The sequence below is a fragment of the Paenibacillus sp. FSL R7-0652 genome, assembly GCF_038595045.1.
GTDB lineage: Bacteria > Bacillota > Bacilli > Paenibacillales > Paenibacillaceae > Paenibacillus.
In genome coordinates, this window is record NZ_CP152001.1 from 345001 (window position 1) to 362963 (window position 17963).

At 49.2% G+C, this 17963-nt stretch carries 11 protein-coding genes, 17 tRNA genes and 2 rRNA genes (1 of these 30 running past the window's edge); 26 read left to right on the top strand and 4 right to left on the bottom strand.

The annotated features are described in order from the left end of the window. The 26 genes from MKY97_RS01540 to MKY97_RS01665 form a co-directional block, all read left to right on the top strand. Window positions 1–2184: ribosomal RNA gene (locus tag MKY97_RS01540) — 23S ribosomal RNA — on the top strand; it begins 741 nt to the left of the window's first position. Window positions 2185–2334: 150 nt separating this feature from the next. Next, window positions 2335–2451: ribosomal RNA gene (gene rrf / locus MKY97_RS01545) — 5S ribosomal RNA — on the top strand. 35 nt (window positions 2452–2486) lie between these two features. After that, window positions 2487–2560, top strand: a tRNA-Ile gene (locus MKY97_RS01550). Window positions 2561–2576: 16 nt separating this feature from the next. Then, window positions 2577–2652 (top strand) — tRNA-Ala (locus MKY97_RS01555). A gap of 1 nt (window position 2653) precedes the next feature. After that, window positions 2654–2729 (top strand) — tRNA-Asn (locus MKY97_RS01560). A gap of 4 nt (window positions 2730–2733) precedes the next feature. After that, window positions 2734–2805, top strand: a tRNA-Glu gene (locus MKY97_RS01565). Between the two features lie 6 nt (window positions 2806–2811). Continuing rightward, a tRNA-Val gene (locus tag MKY97_RS01570) sits at window positions 2812–2887 on the top strand. A gap of 17 nt (window positions 2888–2904) precedes the next feature. Further along, window positions 2905–2978, top strand: a tRNA-Met gene (locus tag MKY97_RS01575). A gap of 28 nt (window positions 2979–3006) precedes the next feature. Beyond that, window positions 3007–3084 (top strand) — tRNA-Asp (locus MKY97_RS01580). A gap of 49 nt (window positions 3085–3133) precedes the next feature. Continuing rightward, a tRNA-Phe gene (locus MKY97_RS01585) sits at window positions 3134–3209 on the top strand. Window positions 3210–3229: 20 nt separating this feature from the next. Then, a tRNA-Thr gene (locus MKY97_RS01590) sits at window positions 3230–3305 on the top strand. A gap of 6 nt (window positions 3306–3311) precedes the next feature. Further along, window positions 3312–3397, top strand: a tRNA-Tyr gene (locus tag MKY97_RS01595). A gap of 12 nt (window positions 3398–3409) precedes the next feature. Then, window positions 3410–3482 (top strand) — tRNA-Lys (locus MKY97_RS01600). Window positions 3483–3494: 12 nt separating this feature from the next. Continuing rightward, a tRNA-Leu gene (locus MKY97_RS01605) sits at window positions 3495–3575 on the top strand. 11 nt (window positions 3576–3586) lie between these two features. Continuing rightward, window positions 3587–3661: transfer RNA gene (locus MKY97_RS01610), tRNA-Gly, on the top strand. 6 nt (window positions 3662–3667) lie between these two features. Further along, a tRNA-Arg gene (locus tag MKY97_RS01615) sits at window positions 3668–3744 on the top strand. Window positions 3745–3765: 21 nt separating this feature from the next. Then, a tRNA-Leu gene (locus MKY97_RS01620) sits at window positions 3766–3844 on the top strand. 7 nt (window positions 3845–3851) lie between these two features. Next, window positions 3852–3925: transfer RNA gene (locus MKY97_RS01625), tRNA-Pro, on the top strand. 13 nt (window positions 3926–3938) lie between these two features. After that, window positions 3939–4009, top strand: a tRNA-Gly gene (locus MKY97_RS01630). 510 nt (window positions 4010–4519) lie between these two features. After that, window positions 4520–6385: a 3D-(3,5/4)-trihydroxycyclohexane-1,2-dione acylhydrolase (decyclizing) gene (gene iolD, locus MKY97_RS01635; protein ID WP_342553816.1), complete on the top strand. Its 1866-nt coding sequence runs from the start codon at window positions 4520–4522 to the stop codon at window positions 6383–6385. A gap of 94 nt (window positions 6386–6479) precedes the next feature. Beyond that, window positions 6480–7379: a myo-inosose-2 dehydratase gene (gene iolE, locus MKY97_RS01640; RefSeq protein WP_342553817.1), complete on the top strand. Its 900-nt coding sequence runs from the start codon at window positions 6480–6482 to the stop codon at window positions 7377–7379. Between the two features lie 147 nt (window positions 7380–7526). Then, complete coding sequence (gene iolC, locus MKY97_RS01645; RefSeq protein WP_342553818.1) at window positions 7527–8537, top strand: 5-dehydro-2-deoxygluconokinase; 1011 nt, start codon at window positions 7527–7529, stop codon at window positions 8535–8537. Window positions 8538–8612: 75 nt separating this feature from the next. Continuing rightward, window positions 8613–10088 carry a CoA-acylating methylmalonate-semialdehyde dehydrogenase gene (locus MKY97_RS01650; RefSeq protein WP_342553819.1) on the top strand — a complete coding sequence of 492 codons (1476 nt, stop codon included), beginning with the start codon at window positions 8613–8615 and terminating at the stop codon, window positions 10086–10088. Between the two features lie 92 nt (window positions 10089–10180). Then, the gene (gene iolG / locus MKY97_RS01655; protein ID WP_342553820.1) at window positions 10181–11233 is read left to right on the top strand and encodes an inositol 2-dehydrogenase; all 1053 of its coding nucleotides are present in this window, start codon (window positions 10181–10183) and stop codon (window positions 11231–11233) included. Between the two features lie 115 nt (window positions 11234–11348). Continuing rightward, window positions 11349–12155, top strand: a complete 807-nt coding sequence (gene iolB, locus MKY97_RS01660) for a 5-deoxy-glucuronate isomerase (protein WP_342553821.1) — start codon at window positions 11349–11351, stop codon at window positions 12153–12155. Between the two features lie 115 nt (window positions 12156–12270). Beyond that, window positions 12271–13299 carry a LacI family DNA-binding transcriptional regulator gene (locus MKY97_RS01665; RefSeq protein ID WP_342553822.1) on the top strand — a complete coding sequence of 343 codons (1029 nt, stop codon included), beginning with the start codon at window positions 12271–12273 and terminating at the stop codon, window positions 13297–13299. A gap of 159 nt (window positions 13300–13458) precedes the next feature. Here the strand turns inward: MKY97_RS01665 and MKY97_RS01670 are convergent, their stop codons facing one another. From MKY97_RS01670 to MKY97_RS01685, 4 genes are all read right to left on the bottom strand, one after another. Then, entirely contained in the window at window positions 13459–15438 is a 1980-nt protein-coding gene (locus MKY97_RS01670; RefSeq protein WP_342553823.1) for a methyl-accepting chemotaxis protein, read from the bottom strand. A 446-nt stretch (window positions 15439–15884) separates the two neighbouring features. Beyond that, window positions 15885–16244 (bottom strand): hypothetical protein, encoded by a 360-nt coding sequence (locus MKY97_RS01675; RefSeq protein WP_342553824.1) that lies wholly within the window; start codon window positions 16242–16244, stop codon window positions 15885–15887. Between the two features lie 262 nt (window positions 16245–16506). Next, window positions 16507–17358, bottom strand: a complete 852-nt coding sequence (locus MKY97_RS01680) for a DUF4261 domain-containing protein (RefSeq protein ID WP_342553825.1) — start codon at window positions 17356–17358, stop codon at window positions 16507–16509. Window positions 17359–17419: 61 nt separating this feature from the next. Next, window positions 17420–17776, bottom strand: a complete 357-nt coding sequence (locus MKY97_RS01685) for a DUF1304 domain-containing protein (RefSeq protein ID WP_342553826.1) — start codon at window positions 17774–17776, stop codon at window positions 17420–17422. Window positions 17777–17963: the final 187 nt, after the last annotated feature.

A 17963-nucleotide genomic window follows, 5' to 3' on the forward strand; every position in this document is an offset into this window, starting at 1 on the left:
CTGTCCAGGGTGAAGGTGCGGTAACACGCACTGGAGGCCCGAACCCACGCACGTTGAAAAGTGCGGGGATGAGGTGGGGGTAGCGGAGAAATTCCAATCGAACTCGGAGATAGCTGGTTCTCCCCGAAATAGCTTTAGGGCTAGCCTCGGAAAACAGAGTCGTGGAGGTAGAGCACTGATTGGGTGCGGGGCCCGCAAGGGTTACCAAGCTCAGTCAAACTCCGAATGCCATAGACTTACTTCCGGGAGTCAGACAGTGAGTGCTAAGATCCATTGTCAAAAGGGAAACAGCCCAGACCATCAGCTAAGGTCCCCAAGTGTGTGTTAAGTGGGAAAGGATGTGGAGTTGCACAGACAACCAGGATGTTGGCTTAGAAGCAGCCATCATTGAAAGAGTGCGTAATAGCTCACTGGTCGAGTGACTCTGCGCCGAAAATGTAACGGGGCTAAACACACCACCGAAGCTATGGCTTGATGCTTGCATCAGGGGTAGGGGAGCGTTGTATGTACGTTGAAGGTGTACCGTAAGGAGCGCTGGAGAGCATACAAGTGAGAATGCCGGTATGAGTAACGAAAAGATCAGTGAGAATCTGATCCGCCGAAAGCCTAAGGGTTCCTGAGGAAGGCTCGTCCGCTCAGGGTAAGTCGGGACCTAAGGCGAGGCCGAAAGGCGTAGTCGAAGGACAACAGGTCGAAATTCCTGTACCACCGTAAATCGTTACGAGCGATGGGGGGACGCAGTAGGGTAGTGACGCAGGCTGATGGATGCCTGTCCAAGCAGTAAGGCTGATGTGTAGGCAAATCCGCACATCATAAGGCTGAGCTGTGATGGGGAGTGAAAATTACAGTAGCGAAGGTCATGATCTCACACTGCCAAGAAAAGCCTCTAGCCAGATGAAGGTGCCCGTACCGCAAACCGACACAGGTAGGCGAGAAGAGAATTCTAAGGCGCGCGGAAGAACTCTCGTTAAGGAACTCGGCAAAATGACCCCGTAACTTCGGGAGAAGGGGTGCCCCGGTAGTGTGAATAGCACGAGGGGGCCGCAGTGAAAAGGCCCAAGCGACTGTTTAGCAAAAACACAGGTCTGTGCGAAGCCGTAAGGCGAAGTATACGGGCTGACGCCTGCCCGGTGCTGGAAGGTTAAGGGGAGTGGTTAGGAGCAATCCGAAGCTGTGAACCGAAGCCCCAGTAAACGGCGGCCGTAACTATAACGGTCCTAAGGTAGCGAAATTCCTTGTCAGGTAAATTCTGACCCGCACGAATGGCGTAACGACTTGGGCGCTGTCTCAACGAGAGATCCGGTGAAATTTTAATACCTGTGAAGATGCAGGTTACCCGCGACAAGACGGAAAGACCCCATGGAGCTTTACTGCAGCTTGATATTGAATTTGGGTACGATCTGTACAGGATAGGTGGGAGCCTTTGAAGCATGAGCGCCAGCTTGTGTGGAGGCACCGTTGGGATACCACCCTGATCGTATCTAGGTTCTAACCTGGTGCCCTTAGCGGGTACGGGGACAGTGTCAGGTGGGCAGTTTGACTGGGGCGGTCGCCTCCTAAAGAGTAACGGAGGCGCCCAAAGGTTCCCTCAGAATGGTTGGAAATCATTCGAAGAGTGCAAAGGCATAAGGGAGCTTGACTGCGAGACCTACAAGTCGAGCAGGGACGAAAGTCGGGCTTAGTGATCCGGTGGTACCGCATGGAAGGGCCATCGCTCAACGGATAAAAGCTACCCTGGGGATAACAGGCTTATCTCCCCCAAGAGTCCACATCGACGGGGAGGTTTGGCACCTCGATGTCGGCTCATCGCATCCTGGGGCTGAAGTAGGTCCCAAGGGTTGGGCTGTTCGCCCATTAAAGCGGTACGCGAGCTGGGTTCAGAACGTCGTGAGACAGTTCGGTCCCTATCTGTCGTGGGCGTAGGAAATTTGAGAGGAGCTGTCCTTAGTACGAGAGGACCGGGATGGACGTACCGCTGGTGTACCAGTTGTTCCGCCAGGAGCACCGCTGGGTAGCTATGTACGGACGGGATAAGCGCTGAAAGCATCTAAGCGTGAAGCCCCCCTCAAGATGAGATTTCCCAGTATGTAAGACCCCTTGAAGACGACGAGGTAGATAGGCTGGGGGTGGAAGTGCAGCAATGCATGGAGCTGACCAGTACTAATCGGTCGAGGGCTTATCCAATAGCAGGTTTTGAGTCGCGTGAGTTTCGTTTCGAATCTAGTTTTCAGAGAACAACACTCTGAATGACATGAAAATCGGTACATCCCTTAAGGTGTGGTTGGTTTTCAGTTTCATCTGAATGGAAAGAAGTACAACTTCGATCCAATCGCGTTTGGTGGCGATGGCGGAGGGGTTCCACACGTACCCATCCCGAACACGACCGTTAAGCCCTCTAGCGCCGATGGTACTTGGACCGCAGGGTCCTGGGAGAGTAGGACGCCGCCAAGCGGAACCCCGTTGGGGTATTTTTTTTCGAATGATAGGGGCCTTTAGCTCAGTTGGTTAGAGCGCACCTCTGATAAGGGTGAGGCCGGTGGTTCGAGTCCACCAAGGCCCATAGTAACTAAATAAGAGGGGCCATAGCTCAGCTGGGAGAGCGCCTGCCTTGCAAGCAGGAGGTCAGCGGTTCGATCCCGCTTGGCTCCACCATTCCCTGATAGCTCAGTTGGTAGAGCACTCGACTGTTAATCGAGTTGTCACAGGTTCGAGTCCTGTTCGGGGAGCCATTAAGGCCCGTTGGTCAAGGGGTTAAGACACCTCCCTTTCACGGAGGTAACAGGGGTTCGAATCCCCTACGGGTCATATTACGGAGGCTTAGCTCAGCTGGGAGAGCATCTGCCTTACAAGCAGAGGGTCGGGGGTTCGATCCCCTCAGCCTCCACCATATATTTTTATTAATGACGCGGGGTGGAGCAGCCCGGTAGCTCGTCGGGCTCATAACCCGAAGGCCGCAGGTTCAAATCCTGCCCCCGCAATTGCAGCTTTCCTAACCGAAAGTGATCTGGAACCGTGGTGTAGTTGGCCTAACATGCCTGCCTGTCACGCAGGAGATCGCGGGTTCGAATCCCGTCGGTTCCGCCATCTTTACAAGCTTCAGGGATGAAATGTATCTTGGAGTAAGTTTTAATATGGCTCGGTAGCTCAGTCGGTAGAGCAGAGGACTGAAAATCCTCGTGTCGGCGGTTCGATTCCGTCCCGAGCCACCATGTAAACAACAATTTGATACGCCGGTGTAGCTCAACTGGTAGAGCAACTGACTTGTAATCAGTAGGTTGGGGGTTCAAGTCCTCTCGCCGGCACCACTTTATGGAGGATTAGCGAAGTGGCCAAACGCATCAGACTGTAAATCTGCTCCCTTACGGGTTCGGTGGTTCGAATCCATCATCCTCCACCAGTTTTCTTATATGAGTCATTAGCTCAGCTGGTAGAGCACCTGACTTTTAATCAGGGTGTCGAAGGTTCGAATCCTTCATGACTCACTTTTACTATATGCGCGTGTGGCGGAATTGGCAGACGCACTAGACTTAGGATCTAGCGTCTTTGACGTGGGGGTTCAAGTCCCTCCACGCGCATCCCTTATTTTGCGGAAGTGGCTCAGCGGTAGAGCATCGCCTTGCCAAGGCGAGGGTCGCGGGTTCGATTCCCGTCTTCCGCTCCAATATTTGCGCCCTTAGCTCAGCTGGATAGAGCGTTTGACTACGAATCAAAAGGCCGGGAGTTCGAATCTCTCAGGGCGCGCCATTATAACTTAATCTAATCTACGCCGGCGTGGCGGAATGGCAGACGCGCTCGACTCAAAATCGAGTGGGAAACCGTGGAGGTTCGAGTCCTCTCGCCGGTATGTCTAACGGGATGTAGCTCAGCTTGGTAGAGCACCTGGTTTGGGACCAGGGGGTCGCATGTTCAAATCGTGTCATCCCGATTTTTTTGTTTATGCGGGTGTAGTTCAATGGTAGAACTTTAGCCTTCCAAGCTAATAGCGTGGGTTCGATTCCCATCACCCGCTTAATATAATGAAGAAGAAAGAGACAGGATCTGCTGTCTCTTTCTTTTTTTGCGTGAAAAAGTCTAATTCCCTATTCCTATATTGTGTACCCGCTATGCATAGGGGAGTCTTCATTATAACTCTTCAGGTACTTTCCTTCAGCCATACCTTCTACTCCCTCGTGTTAAGTCCATGAATACCCATGAGTGAATGTCACCTGTTCAACAGCGTGTTTTTACCTCTACGGAAGAAAGCATATCAGAAGATAATAGAACCGTTGACTCATCCTCCTCATATTACTCTATATCTTGTCTTCGCAATCAAAGAGAGAACAGCGTTTAAAACTCCATATTCTCCAACTTGTTTACGCTAATAATCACTAATTTTAATAAAACGCTTACAAAAATAGCTTGCGAAAATACCCAGCCTGTAATACCATATAAATTAAGCGCTTAACCTTTAGGGGTAAGGCGCTTAAACTTAACTTAGATTAAGCGCTTAACCCGTAAAGGAAAGGATGACGATTAATTCATGACAACAATTCGATTAACGATGGCTCAGGCCCTACTTCGATACCTGGATCAGCAGTATATTTCGGTAGATGGGGTAGAAACCAAGTTTGTTAAAGGCATTATCGGAATATTTGGACATGGGAACGTAACCGGGATTGGTGAAGCCTTGGAGCGGAGTCCTGGAAGTCTGACTTATATACAGGGAAAAAATGAACAGGGCATGGTGCATACAGCTGCTGCTTATGCCAAGCAAAAGAATCGTAAGCAGATTTATGCCTGCACAACGTCGATCGGCCCTGGTGCATTAAATATGATCACTGCGGCAGCGACAGCAACGGTGAACCGGATTCCGGTACTGCTTTTACCTGGAGATAACTTTGCTACACGTGAGCCGGACCCGGTACTGCAGCAGCTTGAAGTAAGCAGCGACTATACGATATCCGCTACGGACCCGTTCAAAGCGGTCAGCAAATACTGGGATCGCATCGTGCGTCCGGAACAGCTCATGGTTGCTGTCACACATGCTATGCGTGTACTGACTGACCCGGCCGAGACAGGAGCTGTCACATTGGCACTGCCTCAGGATGTACAGGCAGAAGCATATGATTATCCGGAGGCATTCTTCGCCCGGAAGGTACATTACCTGGATCGCCGGCCTCCTGTTCCGGCGGCTGTTGAACGTGCAGTGCAGCAGATTGCCAGCAGCAAAAAGCCGCTGCTCGTTGCAGGCGGTGGAGTACTGTACTCTGAAGCATCCGCACAACTGATCGAGTTCGCGGAGAGCTTTGGTATTCCGATTGCTGAGACGCAGGCAGGCAAGAGTGCAGTATCTTGGGACCATCGGCTTAATGTGGGGGCTATCGGGGTTACCGGATCTCTGGCAGCCAATCGCTTGGCGAAAGAAGCAGATGTGGTGATTGGTGTAGGAACAAGATTCTCTGATTTTACTACGGCGTCACATGCCGCTTTTCAACACCCTGAAGTAAAATTTATTAATATTAACCTGAACAGCATGGATGCCGCCAAGTTAGGCGGAGAAGCCATCTTGGCAGATGCACGTGAGGGGTTACAAACATTGCAGAAGGAATTGCAAGCACAGCAGTACCGCAGTGCATATGGTTCATCTGAGGTTGCTGATCTTCGTAATCAATGGAATACCGAAGTGGATCGTCTCTACGCTGCCGAGCATGAAGCCGGGCTGGCACAGACGAAAGCCATTGGTATAGTAAATCAGACAATTGATCCATCATCGGTGATTGTATGTGCGGCAGGAAGCCTGCCGGGAGACCTACACCGCCTGTGGCGTTCGGCTGAACCGAAAACATACCACATGGAGTACGGTTTCTCTTGTATGGGTTACGAGGTTAGTGGTGCCTTCGGCGCAGCGCTTGCAGAGCCCGATCGCGAAGTATACGCCATGGTAGGAGACGGCAGTTACCTGATGCTGCATTCCGAACTGGTTACCAGTTTGCAGGAACAGAAGAAGATGACAGTCCTCTTATTTAACAATAACGGCTTCCAGTGCATTCATAATCTGCAGCGTGAACACGGCAGTGATGGATTTGGTAACGAGTTCCGCTACAGAGATGCAGAGAGCGGACGTTTGACTGGCGATTATATGCCGATGGATTTTGCGGCTCATGCTCGCAGTATGGGAGCGAAAGCTTATCGAGCGGAAACCGCTGAACAGCTGGAGCAGGCACTTCGTGATGCCAAAAATGAAACGGTGACTACGTTGATTGAGATCCCTGTCGTCCCTGGAACCAATACAGGCGGATATGAGTCATGGTGGAATGTCGGCGTACCTGAAGTATCTGTTGAGGAAAAGGTAGTTCGTGCCCATGAGGCGATGAGAACAAATCGCGGCAAAGCAAAACTTGTTTAGTCTGCTATTCAGATAATCCTGCATTTATTCCATATTTATGTAACAAGATCCACAAGGTCTAACAAAGCTGAACAACAAAAGGAGCCGTGGAATCATGAGCAAGCTGCCATTCCAGCTTGGGATTCATCCGATCAATTGGGTCGGCGAAGATGTAAAAGAACATGGTGATGATACAACATGCGCCCAAATTTTGGACGATATTCAGCGTTTGGGATTGACGGGTACTGAGATGGGACGCAAATATCCGACCGACCCCGCTGCACTGCGTGAGGAGCTGAGCAAGCGAAATATTAATCTGATCTCGCAGTGGAAATCAGTGCTCTTCTCCGATCCAGAATATCGCCAAGCAGAGCTGGACGACTATCGCAGACACGCGGAATTCCTTCAGTCCATGGGCAGCAAGGTGATCAGCACAGCTGAGGTAGGAGGGTCACTTCACTTTGATCCAAGACGGACACCGCATGAAAAAGAAGTGCTTAGACTCAGCGATGCCGAATGGCATATTCTTGCTGAAGGCCTGAACCAGGCCGGAGCCATTGCTCAGGAGTACGGACTTAAGCTCACTTATCACCATCACGGGGGCACAGTTGTCGAACAACCAGAGGAAATTGATCGTTTAATGGAGCTGACAGATCCTTCTCTAGTATACCTGCTTTTTGATACAGGCCACGCCTACTATGGCGGCGCTGATCCGCTTGAGGTACTGCGTAAACATTACGACCGGATTGCCTATATCCATCTGAAGGATATTCGCCCGGATGTGCTGGATCAGGCACGAGCGGAGCAATCAGACTTTGTTGGCTGTATTCGCAGGGGGGTATTCACTGTACCAGGAGATGGATGCATTGATTTTGCACCCATTCTGCAGGAACTGATCACTCGTGGATATAACGGCTGGGCGATGCTGGAAGGAGAGCAGGACCCTGCGATTCATAATCCGTATGAGTATGCAAAACGTTCCCTGAGCTACATGGAGTCTCTCTACCAGCGCTGAAGACAGTTAACCAATCGAGCATCTATAATTGCGAAAATAGATTTTATATGCAGCAAAGAAGAATGATCCAACATCAATTCATGTCATTGGAGTAGATATCATCTCCTAATCAAACGAGATTCCACCATAGAAAGGGGCTCAAACACAATGACTTATGTATCCTTTCCAGCATCGAGGAAAAAGGATTTTACTGCCATTGGCCGCTTGTGCATTGACTTGAATGCCAATGAGATCAACCGTCCGATGGAAGAGACAATGACGTTCACCAAATACGTTGGTGGTTCTCCGGCCAATATTACGATCGGCATGTCCAGACTTGGAATGGAAACGGCTTTCATCGGCAAAATTGCAGGTGACCAGATGGGCAGATTCATCCAAAGCTATCTGGAGAAGAACGGGATCGAAACCTCCAATGTAGTGACCGACAACACCGGGGCAGTAACCGGACTTGCTTTTACCGAAATTAAGAGTCCCACAGATTGCAGTATCCTGATGTACCGGGATAATGCAGCAGACCTGTTATTACAGGCCAGCGAGGTACAGGAGCAGCTGATTGCGGATTCCAAAGTGCTGCTGATCTCCGGTACGGCTCTTGCGCAGAGTCCATCACGGGAAGCCGTCATTCAAGCCCTGACCTACGCGAAAAAACATGGCACGGTCATCGTGTTTGATCTGGACTACCGTCCATACACGTGGACTTCGGATGAAGAGACAGCCGTTTATTATAACCTCGCTGCCGAGAAATGCGATATCATCCTGGGCACACGGGAAGAGTTCGACATGATGGAGACATTTGAAAATAATCCGGATCATAGCGATCAGGTGACAGCACAAAAATGGTTTGATTTTTCAGCCAACATTGTTGTCATCAAGCACGGAAAAGAAGGCTCCATCGCATATACACGTGAAGGGCTCTCACATCGGGCTAACAGTTACCCTGCTCGTGTTGTGAAAACGTTCGGTGCAGGCGATTCATACGCTGCAGGATTCCTCTACGGCTTAATGCAGGGCTGGACGATTGAGCGCAGTATGAGCTACGGAAGTGCGGCAGCAAGTATTGTTATCTCCAGCCACAGCTGTTCTGACGCGATGCCAACCGTAGAGCAGGTAAATGATTATATCGAACGCTGTGACCGGGGCGAAATTATTCCATCTTAATGAACTGCACAGTCAATTATAAAATACAGCATTCTACAAGCAAGTGATGCACATAAACGAGGGGAGACAGCACACATGGGAAAAGGAACTTCAGAAGCATCTGCAGCAGTGACGAATGTACAGAACTGGATCGGGGGTACTTGGGTAACCCCGACGACAACACGAACTGAAGCAGTCGTTAATCCGGCAACAGAAGAGATTATTGCCTACGTGCCGCTGTCTGAACAAGCCGATGTCGATCAGGCAGTGCAGGCTGCACGGGCAGCATTCAAATCATGGAGCACCACACCGGTTCCTCGCCGTGCCCGCATTCTATTCCGTTATCAGCAGCTGCTGGTAGAGCACTGGGAAGAGCTGGCCAAACTGGTTACATTGGAAAATGGCAAAAGTTATGCGGAAGCTTATGGCGAAGTATTACGCGGTATTGAGTGCGTTGAGTTCGCGGCAGGTGCCCCGAACCTCATGATGGGCAAACAGCTGCCTGACATCGCTACAGGACTGGAATCAGGCATGTACCGTTACCCAATCGGGGTCATCGGAGGAATCACGCCGTTCAACTTCCCGATGATGGTGCCTTGCTGGATGTTCCCGCTGGCGATTGCTTGCGGTAACACATTTGTTCTGAAGCCGTCCGAGCGTACTCCGCTCCTGGCCGGACGTTTGGCAGAACTTTTCAAAGAAGCAGGGCTGCCTGACGGCGTGCTTAACATCGTTCATGGTGCACATGACGTTGTAAACGGACTGCTGGAACACAAAGAAGTAGCTGCCATTTCCTTTGTTGGCTCACAGCCTGTTGCAGAATATATCTACAAAACAGCTTCCGCACACGGTAAACGTGTTCAGGCACTGGCTGGCGCGAAAAATCACTCCATCGTTATGCCGGATGCTGACCTTGATCTGACCGTGAAAGAGATCACAAGTGCGGCCTTTGGATCAGCTGGCGAACGCTGCATGGCTTGTTCTGTAGTTGTTGCTGTTGGCGATGTGGCCGATGCTCTGGTGCAAAAGCTGGTGGAAGCAGCTGACCGGATCAACATCGGTAACGGCATGGACGAAGGCGTATTCCTGGGTCCGGTTATCCGTGGTCCTCACAAAGAGCGTACGCTGGGATACATTGAATCGGGTGAACAGGAAGGCGCAGCATTGATTCGTGATGGGCGCAAGGATCAGGCGGCAGACGGCTCCGGTTATTTTGTAGGGCCAACCGTATTTGACCATGTAGACAGCACGATGAAAATCTGGAAAGATGAAATCTTTGCTCCAGTACTATCCGTAGCAAGAGTTGAAACGTTGGAAGAAGCAGTAGAACTCGCGAATCGCTCGGACTTTGCAAACGGAGCATGTCTGTTCACGCGCAGCGGTGCGAATATGCGTCAGTTCCGTGAAACGATTGATGCAGGCATGCTCGGAGTGAACCTGGGCGTCCCTGCACCGATGGCCTTCTTCCCATTCTCCGGTTGGAAGAAATCTTTCTATGGGGATCTGCATGCTAATGGCACCGATGGTGTTGAGTTTTACACTCGCAAGAAAATGGTAACCACTCGCTGGTAATCGTCTAAAGCACAGCGCATATGCACAAAAGGGGGCTGAGTGAATGCTCAGCTCCCAGACACCTTAGGGATGCAAATAGGGAGGATAACGGAATGGGCAAGGACAAAGTAAGAATTGGCATCATCGGTGCTGGACGTATCGGCAAAATCCACGCAGACAACCTGCTGCGCAACCCGCATGCCGAGATTGCAGCGATCAGTGATTTATTTGCAGGACCCGAACTGGAGGCTTGGGCTTCCGAACGTGGTATCTCTGTTGTTACCAAAGACAGCAGTGAATTGATTGCCATGCCAGATATTGATGCCATATTAATCTGTTCTTCAACAGATACACATGTACCTTTGATTGAACAGGCAGCCCAAGCGGGTAAACACATTTTCTGTGAGAAGCCGGTAAGTATGGACTTGTCCCAGACGGAAGCGGCTGTAGCGGCTGCAGCAAAGGCTGGCGTGAAGCTTCAGATCGGATTTAACCGCCGCTTCGACCACAATTTTAGAAGAGTGCGCTCACATGTGCTGGAAGGCACAATTGGCGATCCCCATATTCTCAAGATTACTTCACGTGACCCGAGCCCGCCGCCTGCGGAGTACATCCGGGTGTCCGGCGGAATTTTCATGGATATGATGATTCATGATTTCGATATGGCCCGTTATTTGTCCGGCAGTGAAGTAGAGGAAGTTTACGCCAAAGGCAAAGTACTCATTAACCCGGTATTCGCAGAACATGGTGATGTGGATACAGCCATCGTTACGTTAACGTTTGCGAATGGCGCAATTGGTGTGATCGACAACAGCCGTCAGGCCGTGTACGGATATGATCAACGTGTGGAAGTATTCGGTTCGCTGGGCAGCGCTTCGGCGGATAATGATCATCCGAATACAGCGGAGATCAGCACAGCAGCTGGACTGATGCGCGACAAACCACTTCACTTCTTCCTGGAACGTTACAATGAAGCGTATGTGCAGGAGACTGCTCTTTTCATCGATGCCATCATTCATGATAAACCTGTCATTGTAGACGGTAATGATGCAGTACAGGCGGAGCGGATCGCTTTGGCAGCCAAGATGTCTATGGAGCAGGGAAGACCTGTGAAGATGGTAGAGGTTCCGGGTGCATCACGCGAGACACAGTCAGCAGCCCAATAAAAAACAGAAGCAGCATGACAGATTCTATGATTATGATCAGTTAAAAATAAGCGATCACGTCATACAGGATCAATTCAGATTAGATTAGATGAATACGGAAGGAGTGAATGACAGCATGTCAGAACTTATCGTAAAACCTGCTGTGAACCCGGAGGCAGATGGAACGCTGTTAACCGTGACTCCGGAGTCTGCGGGCTGGGAATACGTCGGATTTCAGGTAGCGAAGCTGGCAGCAGGGGAGAAGCTGAGCCGGGAGAGCGGAGAACAGGAGCTATGTGTGGTGCTTCTGAGCGGTCTTGCGAATGTAAGCACCCGCGATCAAGTATGGGAAAACATAGGAAAACGTATGAGCGTTTTCGAAAAAATTCCGCCGTATTCGGTCTATGTGTCCACAGCAGATCAGGTAGAGATTACAGCACTTACCGAGCTTGAGATTGCGATCTGTGCTGCCCCAGGTAAAGGCACGTATCCGTCGCGTTTGATTGCCCCTGAGGATGTAGGTGTGGAAGGCCGCGGTTATGGTAATCTGGAGCGTCATATCCATAACATTTTACCGGAGCAAAAAGAAGCAGACAGCCTGCTGGTTGTTGAGGTGTTCACACCGGATGGTCACTGGTCGAGCTACCCGCCGCATAAACATGATCGGGATGCGCTGCCGGATGAATCATTGCTGGAGGAAACGTATTATTTCCGCGTGCAGCCGGAGCAGGGATTTGCCATTCAGCGTGTCTATACCGATGACCGTTCCGTGGATGAGACGCTGGCCGTGAAGAACGGTGAGGTCGTGCTTGTGCCGAATGGGTATCACCCGGTAGGTGCCCCTCCGGGGTATGAAGTCTATTATCTGAATGTGATGGCAGGTCCAACGCGGACTTGGAAGTTCCATAATGATCCTGACCATGAGTGGTTATTCAAAAAGTAAAAAGTAAAAGTAATTCTGTCTTCACATTGCGCAAGCAGTATTCCCCCTTCATAATAAGAAGAGAATAATCATCTATGTATAATGAACTTATATATAGCACAAATGGGGAAAAACAATGAAAGCAACCATTTACGATATAGCACGCGAGGCGGGGGTATCGATTGCTACCGTCTCGCAGGTCATTAACGGCAAAGGTAAAATCAGCGAGAAACGGCGTGCCGAGATCATGGAGATTATGGATCGTCTTCATTATCAACCGAGTGCGATTGCTGCTGCCTTGACGGGCAAACAGACGTACACGCTGGGTCTGCTCGTACCTGATATATCCAATCCGTATTTTGCTGAGCTGGCTCGAGCCGTGGAAGATCGAAGCCGACAGTTGGGGTACAGTGTGGTAATTTGCAGTACGGATAATAAGGACGAGCGGGTAGAGCGGTATCTCAATCTGCTGCAGCAAAAAAGAGTCGACGGCATGATGATCGGAACCGGGATCGAGAATGCCGAGATTCTATCACCGCTGCTGCAGCAGTCCATGCCTGTTGCGCTGATTGCCCGCCATATGCCTGCCCTGTCCGTACATACGGTCACAATCGATGATAAGCTTGGTGGTGAACTTGCCGCACAGCATCTGCTTGAGCTTGGGCATACGCGTCTGGCTGTTTTGTCCGAGCCGTCCAAAGTCAGCAGCAGCCAGGAGCGGGTACGTGGGTTCCGCGAAGCTCTTAACAAGGCAGGATATGTACTTGAGTCTGATCAGATTCGGGAATCGGCTGCTGATCTGGGATCTGCCAAACTAGAGGCACTGCGACTGCTTGGCGAGCGGCATCGTCCTACAGGATTGTTCTGCTGTAATGACATACAAGCGATTGGAGCAATTCAAGCGGCTAAAGAGCGCGGATTGCGTGTTCCAGAGGATGTATCCATTATCGGTTTTGACAACACGATCCTGGCTTCTGTGACCAGCCCGCCGCTGACCACGATTGCTCAGCCTATTGAGGAGCTTGGACGTTACGCGGTTGATCTGCTTATTGATGAACTCAAGGCTGGACTGAAGGACGAACAGAAAGCGGCGCTGAAAATTGTGCTCAAGCCTGAACTTGTAGTTCGGGATTCGGCAGGTCGGGCGCCCGCAGTTCAGAGTTAGTAATTACAGCAAATAGACCTCAGCTCACACCTTGTGGTGGACGTTGAGGTCTATTTGCTGTACCTTCATTCTGATTTCTGGTCCGTTTCCGTTTTAACTCCAATTTGATTAACGCTATCCTAGCTCGGTCAAGTCTGCTCAGCTGCAGGACAATTCATACTACACTTTGAACTTTCTCACTTCAGCTGCCAGTGCTTTGGACTGTTCAGCCAGCTCATTCGAGCGTTCAGAGATGCTGGTAATGTAATTGAATTGTTCCTGTGTGGAGGAAGCGACTTCCTCCGTTGAAGCTGCGCTTTGCTCCGACATAGCGGCAACGCTGGAGATGACCTCGGCCACTTTGCCTGCATTATCATCCAGTTCCGTGGTTGCGGAGGATACCTGTATCAACTGAGTTTCGATCCCCTCAATCGATTGCTGAATACGGATGAACGATTCACGCATCTCATGAACAGCCGCGACCTGCTGCTCCATACCTTGTTCAGCCGTGCGCACTTCATTAACGCTCATGCTGCTGGCTGTCTGAATTTCATTCAGAAGCATAAAGATATCTTTAGCGGAGTGAGCAGATTGCTCAGCGAGCTTACGGACTTCCTCCGCTACGACGGCGAAGCCGCGTCCATGTTCTCCCGCCCTGGCTGCTTCAATAGAAGCGTTCAGTGCAAGGAGATTTGTTTGAGAAGCAATGCCCTGTATCATAGCGACGATCCCCTCAATCTTCTGAGACTTGTCTGTCAGCAGCATAATGGATTCACCTACACGGTCGATGGATTGACGGTTGCCGTCTGCCAGTTCAACCTGGTGATCAACGGCATGTAGACCTGCCAGCATGGCTTCAGCGGCATCCTGCATCATCTCGACGGATTGTTCTACACTGTGGTTAATTTCGCCAACACCGTCACTTATAACCGCTAGGCGCCCAGATCCATCATACACCGATTCAGCCTGTGTACTGGATCCTTGAGCCAGCTCATCCGCTGCAATCGAGATCTGCTCTGAGATTCGTTTCGTATTTTCCGTGTGCTCCTGCACCTCACCTGAGATGGAATGTACCCGATCCGCGGAGCGGGAGACTTGCCGCAGCAGCATGCCAAGTTGATCGGACATCTGATTAAATGCTCTGCCGAGTTCGGCAAACTCATCCTTTCCCTTCACCGTAACCCTTCCTGTGAAGTCACCTTCCGACATTTGTATGGAGGTATGATGAAGCTGTCTCAAAGGTTTGATGAAGACCGAAGCAATCCAGTAAGCCCCGGCCAGTACAGCCAATATTGTCACGCCAATGATTAAAATATAGTTATTGCGCAGCTGGTAAAATTCAGCGTAGGCCAGTTTCTCTGAAATTACTGAACCAATTACCCAGCCTGTACTCGGAATCTGGTTATAGAATAACAGGTAGTTTTCACCGTTATAATGGAATGGACGCTCTCCGGAAGCACTGCTCTGCATATCTGTCAGAAAAGGGCGAAGTTCTGGATTATCTTTGACAGAAGTGTTCACCATATTAGCGTCCGGATGGGCTAGAAGCATCCCATTTTTATCGATTAGGAAGGAGTACCCGAGTCCGTCCAAATTTATCTTTTTGACCGTGTCTGTCAGGGTGGAGAGCAGTAGAACGCCTGAAACCACACCTTCCAGGTTACCCTGTTTGTTATGCACGGGCATAGCCATGGAAACAGCAACCTTTTTAGTCATCAAATCCTGATAAGGATCAGAGAATATTAGATCAGACGACGATTTGGCTTCTTCATACCATGGGCGTTTACGGGGATCATAGCCAGAGTCCGGGGACCAATCCGATCCATTCAAGAAGGTGCCGTCTTTTTCGGAGCCAAAATAAAGATCAGATAGATTCTCTTTGTTAGTGCCCATGTTCATTATTTTAAAATAATCTTCTGTAAGCGTGCCTTCAGGAACGGCTTGCTCAATAATAAAGCCTAAGGTTTCCACGACCTTGGCATTGGTGGTAATCCAGCCTTCCAATTGGTTAGTTGCTGAATTCATTAATCCATGAAGAAGAGAGTCAACATTACGGGAGGCTTGATTTTCGATCTGGTATAGTCCGAGAAGGGCAAGAGGCAGTGCAGTAATTAGCACAGCGGCCAGAAACATTGCCATTAATTTGGGTTTGAGCTTCATCTAAATTTCCTCCTAGTGTGTAGTTCTCTGGTGTATGAAACTCGTATCTTGACGCAGATCCCCTTTCGCCCTCTGCATTTTCCGTGCCCTTAAATATGTTAAAATTTGCTTACTGCTGTTACAACTCAATCCCCCACCAGATTACAAACTATCATCATAGTGTAAGAAACAGCTCTGGCATATGAAATATATCGTCATTATTCATTCAAAATGTATAGTGTTCTGCACATCGTTTTGAATTTAGCGCTTTTTCCTGAACGCGATATTCTCATAAGGTTTGAGAGTCGAAAAAAGTCAGAGAATTGAAAGATGAATTAAAGTGTTATGTAATGGAGAGTACCTTTTTCATAGGTAGAGTAAAGATCAGGGGAATAAAAAAAGGATGCTTCCCTCAAGGAAACACCCTTAATGATTTGTAGATATAACACAGGAAACAAGCTTGGTAGTTATTTCAGTAGAAATGCCAATGCCTCATCATACGTTTCCCACTGATATTCAGTCTGATGCTCCGATTCTTTGGAGATCCGATTCAGCTGCATTTTAGCAATAGCTCCGCCGACAGCAACGCTGGCGCGCTTCATACCCAAATCTTTAAGAAGTTTTTGATGCTCAACAATTTTGTCCTTGGTATCCTGTGGGAAAGCTTTCATATGTACCATATCTACCAGCACATCAAATGAGTCTCCCAGCTGCGGGGCAATGATCTCAATCTCTGCATTGGTCTGCTCGACCTGCTCGGGTGATACAATCCCTTCCCAGGTAATTTCAATAATTGGTTTTGTTGAATCTAACCGTCTGACAGACATATAGTCAGCTCCTCATTCATCATTTTATGTAGTTTATAAGTCTATTAGCCTATTAATTATACCGTTTTGTACATAGAATGAAAATCTATCTCCATACAATTATAGTTCTTATGAACTATTTGTTGGTGATATCTCTCACTTACATGGAGTTTTATTTATGAATTTAAATCATGTTTGAATTACAAAAGCCGCCCGGAATGTCATTCCTGGACGGCTTTACTTATTCGCTTATTCAGTAACTATGGTACGGATCAAGAAGCTGTTATAGTCCAATCTTCAGGCTGTCTCCTTCAGCTGCGACACCCTTCGAACGGGTAATGCTCAATTTCTGTTCCGCCGTAAATCCAAGCGTCTCTCCATCGTGCAGGGTGACATCATTCTCCACAACATAGGTGGTCGTCATAAACATCATTTCGAAGACATCACTTAATGGCTTGGAAGAACCGATGATCTCCATCTCATCCTTTCCGAAGTTACGCAGTCCGTATGTATAAGCTGAAGCACCTTCGGCATTCTGATACAGGCCAATAAACACCCACAATGATACGGGTAATTCATCATCTTTCAACCCTCGGCTTATTTCCACATACTGACCTGCTTCAACGACGAGCGGGGCCATGTAGATTGCCAGGGCATGATCCAGCTGCAGTAACGCTGATGCTGTTCGGGTAAAGAGCACATGTCCTTCTACTGCACTTACTGCATTCAGGACAGATACAATAATCTGAGACTGATGCCGTGAGGTCACTTGTTCAGCTTCAGGCCAGAGGATGTTTAACTTGGCATTTCCCTCTACCTCCCGATCAGGTACCGGAGCTGCGATATGGGCGCACACGACCTGCATACCGTCTACTTCAAAGAAGAGATTACCTTCCTCGGCTTGTTCATCAATCTCAATATTCCATTCCCTTTTCATATTCCGGATAAAAAGGTCAAAGTCACAATCTTCCCGCTCAAGCAGCACAAATCCGACAATCGTTTGGCTGTAATCTGCATGCTGGGAGGTATCTGCGGATTGTACTTTCTCTTTCTTGCGCCGACGCAGCTTGTCAAAGAGTCCCATCAGTTGTTCTCCTTCCTGCTTCCAGATTAATTCTGGTAATACGCATGTCATATACTCCATACCTTACCATATCAGAGTCGCAGGAGACTAGGAGCCATCGGTTTTGCAGGCGTTACAGGAACAGTACAAGAAGCAGTGCAATGATCGCAGGCAAGCCCTGCTTGATAATAATTGATTTCGAAGAAGTTGCACCGCCATAGAGAGCCGCAATAATTACGCAGGCCAGGAAGAAAATCTGAATATGCTGCCCAACACTGGCATTAGGATACACAAGCCCCCAGATCAGACCGGCAGCAAGAAAGCCATTGTACAGACCTTGGTTGGCTGCAAGGGCCTTGGTGGAGCTGGCAAATTCCGGAGTGGTCCCAAACGTTTTCATCGTGCGTGGACGAGTCCACATGAACATTTCCATCATCATAATATAGAAGTGTTCAAAAGCTACAAGAGCGACAAAGATTGTTCCAATCATGAGAAACACCCTGCTTTCTATTATGTAATTCAATCATAACGTACGTCATATACAGATTAGCACAATTGCAGGAAAGATCAAATTAATTTTTAGCAATTAAATTGTGTAATATACAATAAATTTGATTTTGGATATGCTGCCGGCTTCGAAGGATGGATAGGATATATCTATCAGCATCTGCGGATGG

Excerpts from the sequence above, each read along its gene's own strand:
- iolD (WP_342553816.1), top strand. The coding sequence starts at position 4,520 with ATGACAACAATTCGATTAACGATGGCTCAGGCCCTACTTCGATACCTG.
- iolE (WP_342553817.1), top strand. The coding sequence starts at position 6,480 with ATGAGCAAGCTGCCATTCCAGCTTGGGATTCATCCGATCAATTGGGTC.
- iolC (WP_342553818.1), top strand. The coding sequence starts at position 7,527 with ATGACTTATGTATCCTTTCCAGCATCGAGGAAAAAGGATTTTACTGCC.
- MKY97_RS01650 (WP_342553819.1), top strand. The coding sequence starts at position 8,613 with ATGGGAAAAGGAACTTCAGAAGCATCTGCAGCAGTGACGAATGTACAG.
- iolG (WP_342553820.1), top strand. The coding sequence starts at position 10,181 with ATGGGCAAGGACAAAGTAAGAATTGGCATCATCGGTGCTGGACGTATC.
- iolB (WP_342553821.1), top strand. The coding sequence starts at position 11,349 with ATGTCAGAACTTATCGTAAAACCTGCTGTGAACCCGGAGGCAGATGGA.
- MKY97_RS01665 (WP_342553822.1), top strand. The coding sequence starts at position 12,271 with ATGAAAGCAACCATTTACGATATAGCACGCGAGGCGGGGGTATCGATT.
- MKY97_RS01670 (WP_342553823.1), bottom strand. The coding sequence starts at position 15,438 with ATGAAGCTCAAACCCAAATTAATGGCAATGTTTCTGGCCGCTGTGCTA.
- MKY97_RS01675 (WP_342553824.1), bottom strand. The coding sequence starts at position 16,244 with ATGTCTGTCAGACGGTTAGATTCAACAAAACCAATTATTGAAATTACC.
- MKY97_RS01680 (WP_342553825.1), bottom strand. The coding sequence starts at position 17,358 with ATGACATGCGTATTACCAGAATTAATCTGGAAGCAGGAAGGAGAACAA.
- MKY97_RS01685 (WP_342553826.1), bottom strand. The coding sequence starts at position 17,776 with ATGATTGGAACAATCTTTGTCGCTCTTGTAGCTTTTGAACACTTCTAT.